The sequence below is a fragment of the Actinomadura sp. K4S16 genome, from assembly GCF_008327685.1.
Classification (GTDB): Bacteria; Actinomycetota; Actinomycetes; order Streptosporangiales; family Streptosporangiaceae; genus Spirillospora.
The window spans coordinates 102,179-115,314 of record NZ_BDDE01000017.1; the positions used below are offsets into that span (position 1 = coordinate 102,179).

The following is a 13,136-nucleotide window of genomic DNA, read 5'->3' on the forward strand; positions in this document are numbered from 1 at the left end:
CGGCCGGCGGGATCTCGCTCAGGCCAGGGCGGGCATCACATCGCCGGCCGGGCTGCGGCGCTGGCGTGCCGTCTGCACGAGCTGCACGAGCAGGCGCGTGAGGAGGGCCTCGACAGCCGCGACGAGCGCCTTGGCGAGGATGCTGGCGAGGAGGTCCGACATCGAAGTTCTCCAACAGGAAGACGAAAGATTACCTTTTGTCCGTTATGCCGGGTTACGGCTTCCCTCAGGGAACCAGAACTTGGCCAGAAGGTGAACATTGGCCCATGACCGGTTAATGCCTTGTGCGGGGGGCGGGCGCCGATGGCCGGCGACCGTGTGAGCGGGACCGCCGGCAGCGGGCACGCCCTGCGGATCCGAGGGCGGCGATGGCCCAGCCATCGGGAAGCGGCAGCCGATAGCCGAAGCAGTGGGTCGGTGATGGTCCCGGGCGGTCAGCCGCAGCTCGTCGGGGCGGCGTGCATGACGCCTCGGTCAACCTCTCGATCAACGCGATGCCTGGTCATCGGGTCGCCAGTGACGGCGTGCGGCCGGGTGGTGGTGCCGTTGTCCGGCGGGCATCAACCAGCCGACCGTCCTCCTACTGCCTGCGCCCCGTCTGCTCATGCCGCTGCTCGTCGGAGCGGCGTGCCCGCTTCGCGACAGCGACCCCTACTCCGATCGCCGCGGCGACCGGCCATTCCACGACACCGAACGCGGCCAGGGCGCCCAGCCCGGCGTAGTAGACCAGCCGGCCCGGCGGCCGAATGAACGAGGTCACGGTCTTGCCGGCCGTCACCATGTCGTCGCCGCTCACCGGAAGGCTCGGCGCCGGCACGTCCACCTTGTGGACGGTGAAGTGCGGGGCGACGAGAGGAACGGTGACCGTCCGGTGCGCCTTTTCGGTGCTCTTCTTCGCCGCGGGCCGCTTCGCAGGGGCGGCCCGGCCCCTGGTCTGGGGCTTCGCCTTCTGCGGCGCACGACTACGCGTGGTGGTGGTCGTGGTCCTGGCTTTTTGGGGCGCTGCCATATCGGCCTCCTGGAGAGGATCTCGGCCTCTCATCGTCCGAAGACGGGCCGCTGTCTGCGAGTCCGTTAGTGCCGCGTACCCATGGCATCAGCGCCGCAATCACCAGGTTGCACTGCGTTTACGGTGGTTTAGGAACTCTTCTCCGTCGCCCCAGCGTGTTCCCGCGCCCAGCACCCAGATCAGCGTTTGCGGTTGTAGGTGGCGATGGCCATCGGGCAGAAGACGATGAGGGTCGTCGCCGAGCTGGTGCCGAGCATGAGCGGGATGAAGGCGACGAAGCCGAAGGCCAACACCGCGCCCTCGTCCTTGACCAGGACGCCGAGGAACACGGTGATCCAGTTCAGGCAGAACCCGAAGCCGAGCGCGAGCGCGACCGCCGCCGGCGCGGACGCCGTGCCGGTGTGGACGCGGAAGCCCATGAGGAACCCGATGGCGAACAGGAGCGCGATGGCCACCGCGCAACGGACGACGTCGGCCAGGACGGATCCGAGCAGCGGCGCGGAACGGGCGATGGGCAGGCTGCGGAAGCGGTCGAAGACGCCCTTCTTGATGTCGATGTTGAGGGTCAGCCCGCTGGCGAGCATCCCGGACAGCCCTGCGCCCAGGACGAGGATGCCGGGGAAGAGGTAGTCCAGGTACTCGCCGGTCGATCCGGCGACGGCCCCGCCGAAGAGGTAGACGAAGAGCAGCATGAAGATCGCCGGGGTGATGACGCCGTTGACGGCCGCGCCGGGGTTGCGGGCCGACTTGGCCAGGCTCCGTCCGGCGAGGATGAGGCTGTGCCGCAGCAGTCCCGCGGGCCGTCCAGGCTGGGCAGCCGAAGGGAGAACTCGGCCAGGGCGATCCCCTGTTCTTCGAAGCGGCGCGCCACCTCGAAGACGGCCCGGTCGCTGTCGACGTGCACGGCGATCTCGTGGCGGTCGGCCCGTTCGACCGGGTGCCCTGCGACCGTCGCCAGGATCGCGGCCGCGTCATCGAGGCGGTCGGGGTCTCTGGGACGAGCGGCGACGGCCTGACCGCCGACGATCTGCTTCAGTTCCGAAGGCGTTCCGTGGGCGATGACACGGCCATGGTGGATCACCGCTATGTCGTCGGCCAGCGCGTCGGCTTGACCAGCCCTTCGGTCTGGAACGCGTATTCCTCCACGCACCTGCCCTCCTCTCGCGGTCGCGTCCCCCTCGGTCCCGGAAGGACGACCGGAGTTCAGATGATGCCATCATTCGGATGATGAGAGTATCTTGGAGCCTCGTCGAGTCGAGGGAGTGGTGGCGATGGCCCGGCTGACGCGGGTCCAACAGCAGGCACGCACACGCGCATCGGTGCTGGCGGCGGCCAGGCAGGAGTTCATCGAGCAGGGCTACGCGGGGGCGAAGATCGACCAGATCGCATCGCGGGCGCAGTTGACCCGGGGGGCCGTCTACTCCAACTTTCCCGGCAAGCGGGCGCTGTACCTGGCGGTTCTGATCGAGATGGTCGAAGGCGCCGACATCGTGGAGCCTCCGCAACGGCCGGAGTCCGCGGGGGAAGCGCTCGGCTCGTTCGCCCGGGCATGGTTGGAGCGGTTGCCGCTGACGGGCGACACGGCACCGGAAGGCCGTCTGCGCCTGCGCTCACTGGCGGAGGTCGTCGATGACGAGCAGAGCCGCACCGTGCTGGCACAGATCGCCCGGCTGGAGGCGCTGCTGCTGGCCCTCGGGTTGGAGAGCTGCGCGCGGAACGGCTCCGCATCGCGGCAGGTCCGGCTCGCCGAGCTGGCACTGACATTGCTGGGCGGATCCGCCCTGCTCGCGGAGATGGCACCAGGTTTCGGTGACCCCTTCGACCGGGCCCGCGCCTGCGAACATCTGGCCGGGCTCCCCCTGGCCGACACCTGGGCGCCGCCGTACCTGCCCTTCGTCAAGCCCGCTCGTACCAGCCGCGACGTCTGGTCCCCGCCGGAGGGACTCACCGATCGGCTAACCGGCGATCGCATCGACCTCCGCGCCGACGGACTGGTGAGCGTGCTGGGCGCACACAGGATGGAGGCGGCCGAGGACGCCGTCCGGTCGGCTCGGTCCGGCGAACGGGTCACGGTGGCCGTCGTCACCGGCGACCCCGACGAGACGGGCCTTCTCCTCCGGCTGAGAGTCGCCGACCTCGCCTCCTGCCTGCGCCGCGTCTTCCCCACAGAGATCTGGCGGCGCTTCCGGCTGGTCATCGGCGACGACGCGGCCGCCGTGGCGACGTCCATCGGCCTGACCGGCACCGACGACACGACCGAGGCCGCGGTGCGGATCCAGGACGGGGCGATCGTCGCCCGGGCCCACGGCCGGGGAGCCGCCCACGCGGCCGCCGCCGGCACCGCGCGCGCGACGTCGCGGAAGGCGGGAACATGACCTCGCCTGGACTTTCTTCGACCGACGGCGACCTGCTGGTGCTGCACGCCCTGCGCTGCTGCGGCCACACGGGCACCGCCCGCCTGGCGGCCGCCACCGGTATGGACGAGTCCGCGGTCGAGTCCGAGCTGATCGACCTCGCGGTCGCCGGGCTCGTCACCTACGAGTCCGGCGTGTTCAGCGCCTGGGGGCTGACGGACGCCGGACGCGTCGCCGCCGGCGAGCGCATCCCCGCGCAGCTCCAATCGGACGGCGCCCGCGCGGCCGTGGCCGGGGCGTACGAGCGGTTCATGGTGCTCAACCCGGAGCTCCTGGACCTCTGCACGGCCTGGCAGCTGAGGGCTGTCGACGGCGTCACGACCGTCAACGACCACAGTGACCCCGCCTACGACGCCCGTGTCCTCGGCCGGTTCGCCGATCTGGACGAGCGGGCCGCGGCTGTCTGCGCCGACCTGGCGGCGGTGGTGCCGCGCTTCGGCCTCTATCGGGAACGCCTTGCCGACGCCCTCGCCCGTGCCGCCTCGGGGCAGCTGGAGTACGTGGCCGACCACATCGCGTCGTACCACACCGTGTGGGCCGAGCTGCACGAAGACCTGCTCGCCACCCTCGGGATCCCCCGGTGAAGTGGATCCGCCAGATCTCCGCCGAGGTCGAGGACCCCGCCGAGACGCTGGGCGCCAAAGCGCACGGTCTGGTGGCACTGCACCGATTGGAACTCCCGGTGCCCGCCGCGTTCGTCGTCACCACCGAGGCATGCCGGGCCTTCCTCAGCGAAGGAGCTCTCCCCGCCGGGCTCGACACCGAACTCGCGGCCGCGATGAGCTCCCTGGAGGCCGCGACGGGACGACGGTTCGGCGGTGACCGGACGCCGCTCGCGGTATCGGTCCGCTCGGGGGCGAGCGTGTCGATGCCCGGCATGATGAACACCATCCTCAACCTCGGTCTCACGACCGGAGCGACGCAGGCGCTCGCGGCCGAGACCGGCGACGAGCGGTTCGCCCGCGACTCGCGGCTGCGGTTCCGGTCCGGATTCGCCTCCGCGCTCGCCGACGGCGGTGCCGCCGGGCGCCTCGGTGGGGCGGTCCGCGCGACCCGGGCCGGCCGGCAGCCGCGCGGGGAGACGATTCCGGACGACGCGTTCCGGCAACTGGAGTTGGCGGTCGAGACCGTGTTCTCGTCGTGGGAGGCACCGCGTGCGCGAACCTACCGCGAACTCCACGGCATCCCGCACGACCTCGGCACCGCCGTGATCGTCCAGGCCATGGTGTTCGGGAACCTCGACGAGCGCAGCGGCTCCGGAGTCGCCTTCAGCCGCGACCCCAACACGGGGAGGAACGTCCCGTTTGGTGACCTCCTGTTCTGTCACCAGGGCGAGGACGTCGTCTCAGGCCGATCGGCGGCTCGGCCCCTGCACGAACTCCACTCGCGGGAACCGGCCGTTTGGGCCGCCCTGACCGATGCCCTGGCCCGGCTGGAGCGGCACTACCGCGACGCCTGCTACGTCGAGTTCACCTTCCAGGCCGGCGAGTTGTGGCTGTTGCAAGTCCGGCCCTGCCGGTACGGCGGCGCCGCCGGCGTGGGCGTCGCGACCGACCTGGCCGACGAGCACCTGATCAGCCGCCGCGAAGCGCTGCGTCGCGTCTCGCCGCACCATCTCGAGCACGTCCGTACACCGCTCATCGCGGCCTCCGCGCAGACCGACGTGCTCGCCCGAGGGGTGGGAGCCTGTCCCGGCGTCGCCACCGGCAGGGTCGCCACCACGACCGAAGCGGCGGTACGGATGGCCGCCGACGGTCCCGTCGTCCTGGTACGCCCGGAGACCTCCCCGCACGACATGCGCGGCCTGGCCGCCGCCGCGGGCATCGTCACCGCCCTCGGCGGGCCGGCCAGCCACGCCGCGGTCGTCGCCCGGGCGATGCACAAGCCCGCCGTCGTCGGCGTCGCCGACCTGGAGATCGACGCCGGCGCCTCGGTGACGGCCGATGGACGCACCATCGGCGAAGGCGCCCTGGTCACCATCGACGGGACCAGCGGGACGGTGGCCCTCGGCAGCCCCCCGACCACCACCGGCACGGCCGACCCGCGTCTGCGCCGGCTGCTGTCATGGGCGGACGACGTATCGGGCGACCACACCGAACGCGACGAGGTCCAACGCCTCAAAGCGGCCCACGCCGCATTGGGCCGCCGAGGATGACCAGGGAAGCACCCGCTGCCGCCTCCGCGGCGTCATGGCCGTCGAAGAACCCCGCCCACGCCTCAGGGACCCGGTCCGGCACATGAGGGACGTGATCGACCAGTTCGGCCGCCTCCCGCACCGGAACGCCCGGCAGACGCTCGCCGATGATCCGCGCTGAACGCGCCGCGCGCGGCAGAGGCGAGTGCCACACCGCGTCGACCGGCAGGCCGGCGAGGCGGTCGGCCACCAACTCCGACTGCCGCCGTCCCACGTCGGTCAACTCTCCGAAGGGGTCGGCCGCCCCATGCCTCACCACGTACAGATGCCGCGCCACCATCGGCCGCTCCACCACACCATCTCAAATGTTCTTAACATCCAGATGTTATTATCATCCGAATTGCCGGGAGCGTCCTTCCCGGAGCGACCCGAGAGGCGCGCCACCTCAAGGACGGCGGGCAAGGATGCGAGGGAGATGCGGCGTTGGCTGCACGCGGCGGCCGACGCGCTCGGTATCGAGATCGATCACGCTTACGACCCCTCGGCCGGTTGCTGGGAGTGGCGATGGGTCGACGGCCCCGCGCCTTCACGGGTGGCGGAGGATCTCGGCGACGCCGCCGGGCGGGTGCGCCTCGATCGAGCACCTCACCCACCGCTACGCCGCCCGCCCCACCCGCCTCTCACACCAGCCCTGACCGGGTGAGGCATCTGATCTGCGGAGGGTTCAGCGGCGAAGGACGGCGCCGGGACCGGCTGCCCTCGTGAAGCTCATGTCCATCCAGTGCCGCCAGTTCGAGCCGTCGTCGGTGCGCTCCCATTCGGCCGTCATGGACTCGCCGTCTTCGGCGATCACCAGCGTCGCCCGCTCCGTCTCGCCGGCGAACGTCCAGACACCGCCGTCGTCGACGCTTGCCCGCATGGTGACGAAGTGGCCGTGATTGTCGAAGGAGCGCATGGGGTAGGTCCGGCTCTCCGGATCGTAGGGCCCGATCATCTCGATGACCTCGACGCGTTCCTCGTTCATGCGCACGTCCACGCGGTGAATGAGGAAGTGCTCGCCCGCCAGCCACTCGTAGGTGTCCGACCCGGCGATGCGGATCTCCGGGTCGCTCGCGGTGGCCGCTGTACGCCCCTGCGAACGCCAACGGCCGACCAGCGCGCCCAGGCGCTGGTTCTCCGGTCGGGGGGCGCGGGCGTTGCCGTCTCCTGACATGGCGGGTCCTCGTCACCGATAGAATGTAAGATGTTGCTTAAACACTTACACAGTCTCCCGGCAGTGCGCAACGAAGGCGGTGGCCCATGGACGACGCGCTTCGCGCCGTGGCGGACCCGACCCGCCGCGCCATCCTCGTCCTGGTGCGGGATCGCGAGGTCTCGGCGGGTGAGATCGCCGAGCGCTTCCCCGAGATCAGTCGTCCGGCGGTGTCCCAGCATCTGCGGACACTGGCAGCGGCCCGCCTCGTCGACGTCCGCCGCGCCGGCAACCGCCGCTTCTACCGGCTGCGCCCCGAAGGGTTGGCCGAGGCGGCGACGTTCCTGGAATCAATGTGGTCCACCTCGCTCAGCCGCCTCCAGCACGAAGCCGAGCAGGAAGAACACGCGCACACCCGCGAACAGGACGCGAAGGGATCGCTGTGAGCAGGACGATCGAGCAGACGTTGCACATCCGCGCGCGTCCCGAGACGGTCTGGCGGTACTTCACCGACCCGGCACGCCTGGCGCGCTGGTGGGGAACGGCAGAACTGGACGCCCGCCCTGGCGGCACTCTGCGCGTTGCGATGCACGAGGGCCCATGCCCGGTGATGCGCGGGCGATTCGTGGAGCTCGTCCCGTACGAACGCCTCGTCTTCACCTTCGGCTGGGAGCCGAAACCAGGAGCGCCCGACATCGCACCAGAGGCATCCCGAGTCGAAGTCACCCTGACCCCGGATGGTGACGGCACCAAGCTCACCCTGCGCCACAGCGGTCTACCGGCCGCCCTCGATGAGGAGACCAGCGACGGCTGGGCCCACCTGCTCCGCCGTCTGAGCGAAACAGCAGAACGCCAGGAACCCCGCTGAGCCTGAACGAACTCGGCGCCGACCGCACCGAGCCCGCAGAGCGCGCAGCCGAGCAGCGCGCCGCGGGCACTGGCGGGCAGGACGGTGATCAGCGGAGCGAGTTGTCGACCAGCAGGTCGGTGCTGCCGGAGGCCTTGCCCACGATGCGGGGCACCCGGCCAGGGCCGCCCAGGATCACGGCGTGGGGGTCAGCCGTCAGCCTGGACCGTCCATGACCGGATGTCAGTGGTCCGCGACCCCGTCAGGTGGGCGCGGCGTCGTTGTGGTCGGTCAGCCCGGCGGCGGTCAGGGTGAGGTGCCGGGTCAGGACCTCGGTCGCTGTGTCGGCGTCGCGGGCCAGTGCCGCCTCCTCCAGCCGGCGGTGCTCGCCGACGGCATCCCGGCCGGGAGCGCGGAGCGCCGACAGGCGGCGGGCCAGTTCGCTCGCGGTCCACAGCCGGTCGAAGGTCTCCAGCAGGACGGGGTTGCCGCACCCGTCCAGCAGGGTGCGGTGGAAGTCCCGGTGGGCTTCGGCCCAGGCATCGCTGTAGTACTCGCCCTCGTCCGGCACGTGCGTCGGGGTGCGGGCCAGCCGGTGATGGGCGGCGCGTAGGCGGGCCTCCCAGTCCACGTCCCCGCGCTCGATGGACATGCGCAGCATGACCGGCTCGATCGTCCGGCGGGCCTCCGCGATCTGCTGCCAGCGGAGGTCGGAGAAGGCCGGGACGGCGAAGCCGCGGTTGGGCAGCCGCTCGGCCAGCCCCTCGCCGACCAGCCGCACGAGCGCCTCGCGCACGACCGCCAGGCTCACGCCCTGCTGTTTGGCCAGGTCCTGCGGTTTGAGGGCGGCCCCGGGGGCGTGTCGGCCATGCATGATCGCATCCCGCAGGTGCGCGTGGACCTGCTCGGAGAGCATCTGCTTCCCCGACGGCGGCGAGGTGTGGAGCGGCTGACTCATGGACGCCAGCATAGACGATTCGAAAGATAATCGATTATTAGTGTTATGGCCGATTCACAGCGGACGGACGGCGGCGGCGTCGCAGCCGCGTGCTGCCGGCCGTCGTCGACCGCATCGCCGCCGCCCGTCGTCACGATTCGAAAGGAACGACGCGACATGAGCGCCAACGACCCCTTCGCCCGCCTCCCCGAGGCGGCGTCCTTCTCCGTGACCAGCACCACCGTCGCCGACGGTGGCGTCTGGCCGCCCGAGCAGTTCTCCTCGGGCGTCCCCGGCGGTAAGGACCTCTCACCGCAGCTGTCCTGGAGCGGTGCCCCGGAAGGGACCAAGAGCTACGCCGTCACCGTCTACGACCCCGACGCCCCGACCGGGTCCGGGTTCTGGCACTGGGCGGTCGCCGACATCCCCGCCGAAGTCACCGAACTGCCCGAGGGCGCTGGCGACGACACCGGCTCCGCTCTGCCCGAAGCCGCCTTCCAGTTGCCCAACGACGCCCGGGCGGCCCGCTACATCGGTGCCGCCCCTCCGGTCGGGCACGGCCCGCACCGCTACTTCGTCGTGGTGCACGCCCTCGACGTCGCCTCGATCGGCGTCCCGGCCGACGCCACCCCCGCCCTCCTCGGCTTCACCATGACCGGCCACATCCTCGGCCGCGCGGTCCTGATTGCCACCGCCGAGACCGCCGCCTGATGAACGGCAGTGAGGGTGGCTCTCGACCGCGAGAGTGGTCGAGAGCCACCCTCACCACATCGAGGCACGGGGCAGCCGCAGGCGGTTCAACGTTGTCGTAGTCGCCGGCACAGCGCGGGGACGGCGCGTGCTGATGCTCGCGCCGTCCGCTGTGTCAGGCTTCGGCGGTCCGCTTGGGCAGCTTCCAGCCGGGGCGGGGGAAGTGGCAGGTGTAGCCGTTCGGGTACTTCTGCAGGTAGTCCTGGTGCTCGGGCTCGGCTTCCCAGAAGTCGCCGGCGGCGGTCACCTCGGTGACGACCTCGCCCGGCCACAGGCCGGACGCGTCGACGTCGGCGATGGTGTCCTCGGCGACCTTCCGCTGCTCCTCCGAGGTGTAGAAGATCGCGGAGCGGTAGCTCGTGCCGATGTCGTTGCCCTGCCGGTTCACGGTCGTGGGGTCGTGGATCTGGAAGAAGAACTCCAGCAGCGCCCGGAAGTCGGTCTGGCCGGTGTCGTAGACGACCTCGATGGTCTCGGCGTGGGACCCGTGGTTGCGGTAGGTGGCGTTGGGCACGTCGCCGCCGCTGTAGCCGACGCGCGTGGAGACCACTCCGGGCTGCCGGCGGAACAGCTCCTCCATCCCCCAGAAGCAGCCGCCCGCGAGCAGGGCCCTCTCGGTTGCCATGTTCCTCGTCCCCCTCGTCTCCTTTGTCGATGACTACAGCGGTCATCGCCTCGGCGCTATTCCGCGCCGCTCACCTAGCCTCGCGTCGCTTCTTCCATTCGGCGACGACGGCCTCGACGTGTTTGCGGATGTCGTCACTGCGGTCCGCGCTGCCGTTGACGTCACGGCACGCCTGGTCGTACTCGGCCCACAGGGCATCGTCGGCGAGGCGGAACTTGCGCTGCGGACTGCCCGGTGTAGGGATGTCAGCCGCCCAGCTTCGCGACCAGCGAGCGCAGGTGGGGGGTCGCAGCGTTCTCCTGGCCGCGCTTCACCCACTCCGCGATGTGTTCGCTGACCAGTTCGGCGAGGCTCGCGCGCTCGTCGTCGCTGAGGTCCACCGTGGTCGTGGTGTTGGTCCGGCAGTCGTAAGCCGTGAAGAGGATGTCCCCGACGGCCTGTTCGGCCGCGGGAGGCTTGCGGTTGCGCTGAGCATGCCAGTCGGCACTGTTGTTGACGACGCCCCAGCCGTGCAGGGCTTCGTAGTTGGTGAGTTCGAGCCTCATGGGGCCGGCACCTCTCGCTGCAAGGGTGTGGCCACACCCTTGCAGCCACTCTACGCAGGTGTGGCCGCACTGGTGGCGCAGGCGACGGTCCGGTGCGAGACGACTCCAGGCTCGAATGCCGCTCAGCCGGTGCGGACGGGCTCCTTGGTGAGGCGGATGGTGCCGTCCTCGCCGGGGAGCGGGGCCGGGTCGTATCCCTCGCTCCGGTAGAGCGCGATGTTGTTCCGGCTGCCCGCTCCAGTGGACAGCACGATGCGGCGGCAGGCGGGGTCGGCGACGGCCTCCGCCGTACGGAGCAGCCAGCGTCCGAGGCCGCGCCCCCGCAGGTCGGGGGAGACGCCGAGCCGCCCCACGTGCCATTCGGCTTCGACGCGGCGGGTCCGCACCATGCCGAGGAGGCGGCCGTCCCGCCACAGTCCGACCGCGTCCCAGTCGGCGAGCCACTCACGCACCTGCTCCACGGACTCGTGCAGCGCCGGGACGGTGCCGGGGTCGTTGGCAAGGGCCTCGTCCACCCAGCAGCACCGCTGCAGGACGGTCACCTCGGGGGCGTCGTCCGGCGTCAACCGCCGCAGGTAGGACCCCGGTTCGGGCCCGGCCACCGACTCGGGCCGCGCCTGCTCGCGCATCGGCCTGAGCGCGTGCGCGACCCGGACCAGTTCGTCGAGGACATCGATCGCGGCCATGCCGGCAGCGGGGGCGGGCCGCACTTCCCCGTCCTGCACGGCGTCGGCGATGCGGAGAGCGACCGTGGCCCCGAGCGGCACCAGGCGCAGCGTGGTCACCACCTGCTTGGCGTGCTGCACTGACCTCGTGCCCGCCGAGGTGTTGCCGTAGCTGACGAAACCGACCGGCTTCCACGCCCACTCGCGGGAGAGGTAGTCCAGTGCGTTCTTCAGGGACGCCGGCATCCCGTAGTTGTACTCCGGCGTCACGACGATGACGCCGTCCGCCGCGTCCACGATCGCGCTCCACCTTCGCGTGTGCTCGTTGCGGTACACGCCCGACGACGGATGCTCCTCCTCGTCGAGGAACGGGAGACCGAGGTCGGCGAGGGCCACCGGCACCAGCTCGGCGCCGAGTTCGGCGGCGCGGGGAGTGATGGTCTCGGTCAGCCATGCCCCCACCGCGGGGCCGAGGGCGCCGGGCCGGGTGCTGCACACCAGCACGAGGACGCGTACCTGTTTCGTTGACATGTAAATGAATCTAGACGATAGGTTGTTTACATGTCAAAGAATCCGTCGGACGGGTCGGTGCGCTGGCTGACCCCGGACGAGGAGCGGGCGTGGCGGGCCTTTCGCCGCATGATGATCGCCGTCCAGACCGGCACCGCGCGCGACCTCTCCCAGGTCGGCCTCTCCGAACCCGACTACGAGGTGCTCAGCACGCTGTCGGAACGGCCGGACCACGCCGGCACCCTGCACGGGCAGGCCGCGAAGATGGGCTGGTCGCGCAGCCGCCTCTCCCGGCACGCCACCCGCATGGAGGCGCGCGGCCTCATCCGGCGCGCGCCCGACCCGGACGACGGGAGGGGCTGCCTCCTCGTCCTCACCGAACACGGCCTGGACACTCTGGTGGACGCCGCGCCCGCGCACCTGCGATCGGTGCGCCACCACTTCATCGACCGCCTCGCACCGGAAGACCTGACGGCCCTTGAGCACATCGCCAGAAAGGTGGAGCCCCCAGACGAGGCACCCCGGCCACCCCAGACCTGACACCGCCGCTGTCGCGTGCTGTCCCGCTTTCCGTGGGGTCGGTCTTGTTTGGCTGCTGTGCCTTCGCGTTCACGCGAAAACGCGAAGAAGGGCGCTCACCGTGGCGAGCGCCCCTCTTTGTCTTGGTGTGGCTACTTGAGGAAGGGGAGGCGGCGAACCAGCGGGGTGCCGGCCCACCAGCGGCCCAGGCCCAGAGTGTCGCCGGCGCTGACCAGAGCCAGACCCACAGCCAGCAGGGCGTAGACCAGGTGGTCGTCCATGAACGGGTTGTTCTCCGGAGGCAGAACCGCCGCCCACATCATGACCAGCAGCGCCGCCCCGGCACCGGCCGCGAGACGCATCCCGATCCCCAGCATCAGCGCCGCGCCGATCCCCGCCAGGCCGAGCATGAACAGCCAGTCCGCCCAGGCGAGCCCTGCCAGATCGTTGTAGAACCCGGCCAGCGGGCCCTTGGGGGCGTGGGCCAGGAACCCCTCGGTGGGGCTGCCGCCGTCGATCCACCCCTTGCCCGCAGGGGTCTCATGCCCCAGCCCGAACGCCTTGTCCAGGAACGCCCAGAAGAACACCCACCCCAGCGCGATCCGGGCCACTGCCCACACATACCGCGCGGCCGGCGACTCGGTGATCGGCCTGGCCGCCACCACCTTCAGACTCACCAGAGCCCGGCGCCCGCTGATCCTGTGCTCGGAGACAGCCATTGTCGTCCCCACCCTTCCCGTCGAACCCCGAACTCTTGTCACTGATCATTCAACGCACCCCGAACCACCCCCCATAGGTGCATTCGCCCCACCCTTTAAGGGACCTTCGTCCCACAATGAGCACGGAGACCAGAATGCACGCAGCGGGGTGGCCGACCGCTGGGACGCCCTCCAGCCGCGTCGTCCGGAGCCCAGCTCCACGCGTCCATCCGCGGCCAGTGGCGTCCGTCAGGTGGAGGCGCGGCGCAATGAGGGACTTTCGGCCCTGGG

Annotated in this window: 18 protein-coding genes; 8 read left to right on the forward strand and 10 right to left on the reverse strand. The window is 70.7% G+C overall.

The genetic code is table 11. The annotated features are described in order from the left end of the window. Positions 1-18: 18 nt before the first annotated feature. From K4S16_RS44500 to K4S16_RS26520, 3 genes are all read right to left on the reverse strand, one after another. Positions 19-162: a hypothetical protein gene (locus K4S16_RS44500; RefSeq protein ID WP_160161042.1), complete on the reverse strand. Its 144-nt coding sequence runs from the start codon at positions 160-162 to the stop codon at positions 19-21. Positions 163-580: 418 nt separating this feature from the next. Next, the gene (locus K4S16_RS45200; protein ID WP_200842134.1) at positions 581-1,009 is read right to left on the reverse strand and encodes a hypothetical protein; all 429 of its coding nucleotides are present in this window, start codon (positions 1,007-1,009) and stop codon (positions 581-583) included. Positions 1,010-1,188: 179 nt separating this feature from the next. Then, complete coding sequence (locus tag K4S16_RS26520) at positions 1,189-1,800, reverse strand: ABC transporter permease (protein WP_149261754.1); 612 nt, start codon at positions 1,798-1,800, stop codon at positions 1,189-1,191. 107 nt (positions 1,801-1,907) lie between these two features. On the opposite strand from K4S16_RS26520, the gene K4S16_RS26525 reads away from it, so the two are divergent. The 4 genes from K4S16_RS26525 to K4S16_RS26540 are packed head-to-tail and all read left to right on the forward strand — an operon-like array spanning position 1,908 to position 5,578. Then, a complete protein-coding gene (locus K4S16_RS26525; RefSeq protein ID WP_149261755.1) occupies positions 1,908-2,237 on the forward strand; it encodes a hypothetical protein in 330 nt (109 codons plus the stop codon). Positions 2,238-2,247: 10 nt separating this feature from the next. Beyond that, positions 2,248-3,384 (forward strand): TetR/AcrR family transcriptional regulator, encoded by a 1,137-nt coding sequence (locus K4S16_RS26530; protein WP_308800842.1) that lies wholly within the window; start codon positions 2,248-2,250, stop codon positions 3,382-3,384. Further along, positions 3,381-4,007, forward strand: a complete 627-nt coding sequence (locus tag K4S16_RS26535; protein ID WP_149261756.1) for a transcriptional regulator — start codon at positions 3,381-3,383, stop codon at positions 4,005-4,007. Before K4S16_RS26530 ends, K4S16_RS26535 begins: the two co-directional genes overlap by 4 nt. Continuing rightward, positions 4,004-5,578, forward strand: a complete 1,575-nt coding sequence (locus K4S16_RS26540) for a pyruvate, phosphate dikinase (protein WP_149261757.1) — start codon at positions 4,004-4,006, stop codon at positions 5,576-5,578. Before K4S16_RS26535 ends, K4S16_RS26540 begins: the two co-directional genes overlap by 4 nt. On the opposite strand, the gene K4S16_RS26545 is transcribed toward K4S16_RS26540, so the two are convergent. Both K4S16_RS26545 and K4S16_RS26550 read right to left on the reverse strand, forming a co-directional pair. After that, positions 5,541-5,909: a histidine phosphatase family protein gene (locus K4S16_RS26545; RefSeq protein WP_235037096.1), complete on the reverse strand. Its 369-nt coding sequence runs from the start codon at positions 5,907-5,909 to the stop codon at positions 5,541-5,543. The two genes, K4S16_RS26540 and K4S16_RS26545, sit on opposite strands and share 38 nt — an antisense overlap. 372 nt (positions 5,910-6,281) lie before the next feature. Beyond that, positions 6,282-6,770, reverse strand: coding sequence for a DUF1579 family protein (locus tag K4S16_RS26550; RefSeq protein ID WP_149261758.1), 489 nt, complete (start codon positions 6,768-6,770; stop codon positions 6,282-6,284). A gap of 86 nt (positions 6,771-6,856) precedes the next feature. On the opposite strand from K4S16_RS26550, the gene K4S16_RS26555 reads away from it, so the two are divergent. Further along, positions 6,857-7,195 (forward strand): helix-turn-helix transcriptional regulator, encoded by a 339-nt coding sequence (locus tag K4S16_RS26555; RefSeq protein ID WP_149261759.1) that lies wholly within the window; start codon positions 6,857-6,859, stop codon positions 7,193-7,195. Further along, a complete protein-coding gene (locus tag K4S16_RS26560) occupies positions 7,192-7,617 on the forward strand; it encodes an SRPBCC domain-containing protein (protein WP_160161043.1) in 426 nt (141 codons plus the stop codon). Before K4S16_RS26555 ends, K4S16_RS26560 begins: the two co-directional genes overlap by 4 nt. A 241-nt stretch (positions 7,618-7,858) precedes the next feature. Here the strand turns inward: K4S16_RS26560 and K4S16_RS26565 are convergent, their stop codons facing one another. Beyond that, the gene (locus tag K4S16_RS26565) at positions 7,859-8,554 is read right to left on the reverse strand and encodes a GntR family transcriptional regulator (RefSeq protein WP_149261761.1); all 696 of its coding nucleotides are present in this window, start codon (positions 8,552-8,554) and stop codon (positions 7,859-7,861) included. Positions 8,555-8,710: 156 nt separating this feature from the next. Here K4S16_RS26565 and K4S16_RS26570 point away from each other — a divergent pair, with 156 nt between their 5' ends. After that, positions 8,711-9,244 carry a YbhB/YbcL family Raf kinase inhibitor-like protein gene (locus K4S16_RS26570; protein ID WP_149261762.1) on the forward strand — a complete coding sequence of 178 codons (534 nt, stop codon included), beginning with the start codon at positions 8,711-8,713 and terminating at the stop codon, positions 9,242-9,244. Between the two features lie 154 nt (positions 9,245-9,398). Here the strand turns inward: K4S16_RS26570 and msrA are convergent, their stop codons facing one another. From msrA to K4S16_RS26585, 3 genes are all read right to left on the reverse strand, one after another. Beyond that, positions 9,399-9,908 (reverse strand): peptide-methionine (S)-S-oxide reductase MsrA, encoded by a 510-nt coding sequence (gene msrA / locus K4S16_RS26575; protein WP_149261763.1) that lies wholly within the window; start codon positions 9,906-9,908, stop codon positions 9,399-9,401. 245 nt (positions 9,909-10,153) lie between these two features. Then, complete coding sequence (locus tag K4S16_RS26580) at positions 10,154-10,453, reverse strand: hypothetical protein (protein WP_149261764.1); 300 nt, start codon at positions 10,451-10,453, stop codon at positions 10,154-10,156. 122 nt (positions 10,454-10,575) lie between these two features. Continuing rightward, on the reverse strand, positions 10,576-11,649 hold the full coding sequence (locus tag K4S16_RS26585) for a bifunctional NAD(P)H-dependent oxidoreductase/GNAT family N-acetyltransferase (protein ID WP_149261765.1): 1,074 nt from the start codon (positions 11,647-11,649) through the stop codon (positions 10,576-10,578). A 30-nt stretch (positions 11,650-11,679) separates the two neighbouring features. Here K4S16_RS26585 and K4S16_RS26590 point away from each other — a divergent pair, with 30 nt between their 5' ends. Further along, a complete protein-coding gene (locus tag K4S16_RS26590; RefSeq protein ID WP_149261766.1) occupies positions 11,680-12,168 on the forward strand; it encodes a MarR family winged helix-turn-helix transcriptional regulator in 489 nt (162 codons plus the stop codon). Positions 12,169-12,299: 131 nt separating this feature from the next. Here K4S16_RS26590 and K4S16_RS26595 read toward each other — a convergent pair whose 3' ends face one another. Then, the gene (locus tag K4S16_RS26595) at positions 12,300-12,866 is read right to left on the reverse strand and encodes a hypothetical protein (protein ID WP_200842135.1); all 567 of its coding nucleotides are present in this window, start codon (positions 12,864-12,866) and stop codon (positions 12,300-12,302) included. Positions 12,867-13,136 lie beyond the last annotated feature (270 nt).

What these genes read in the sequence shown, in the direction of transcription:
- K4S16_RS26595 (WP_200842135.1), bottom strand. Translation starts at nt 12,866, where the DNA reads ATGGCTGTCTCCGAGCACAGGATCAGCGGGCGCCGGGCTCTGGTGAGT.
- K4S16_RS26535 (WP_149261756.1), top strand. Translation starts at nt 3,381, where the DNA reads ATGACCTCGCCTGGACTTTCTTCGACCGACGGCGACCTGCTGGTGCTG.
- K4S16_RS45200 (WP_200842134.1), bottom strand. Translation starts at nt 1,009, where the DNA reads ATGGCAGCGCCCCAAAAAGCCAGGACCACGACCACCACCACGCGTAGT.
- K4S16_RS26555 (WP_149261759.1), top strand. Translation starts at nt 6,857, where the DNA reads ATGGACGACGCGCTTCGCGCCGTGGCGGACCCGACCCGCCGCGCCATC.
- K4S16_RS44500 (WP_160161042.1), bottom strand. Translation starts at nt 162, where the DNA reads ATGTCGGACCTCCTCGCCAGCATCCTCGCCAAGGCGCTCGTCGCGGCT.
- K4S16_RS26565 (WP_149261761.1), bottom strand. Translation starts at nt 8,554, where the DNA reads ATGAGTCAGCCGCTCCACACCTCGCCGCCGTCGGGGAAGCAGATGCTC.
- K4S16_RS26550 (WP_149261758.1), bottom strand. Translation starts at nt 6,770, where the DNA reads ATGTCAGGAGACGGCAACGCCCGCGCCCCCCGACCGGAGAACCAGCGC.
- K4S16_RS26580 (WP_149261764.1), bottom strand. Translation starts at nt 10,453, where the DNA reads ATGAGGCTCGAACTCACCAACTACGAAGCCCTGCACGGCTGGGGCGTC.
- K4S16_RS26590 (WP_149261766.1), top strand. Translation starts at nt 11,680, where the DNA reads ATGTCAAAGAATCCGTCGGACGGGTCGGTGCGCTGGCTGACCCCGGAC.
- K4S16_RS26585 (WP_149261765.1), bottom strand. Translation starts at nt 11,649, where the DNA reads ATGTCAACGAAACAGGTACGCGTCCTCGTGCTGGTGTGCAGCACCCGG.
- K4S16_RS26570 (WP_149261762.1), top strand. Translation starts at nt 8,711, where the DNA reads ATGAGCGCCAACGACCCCTTCGCCCGCCTCCCCGAGGCGGCGTCCTTC.
- msrA (WP_149261763.1), bottom strand. Translation starts at nt 9,908, where the DNA reads ATGGCAACCGAGAGGGCCCTGCTCGCGGGCGGCTGCTTCTGGGGGATG.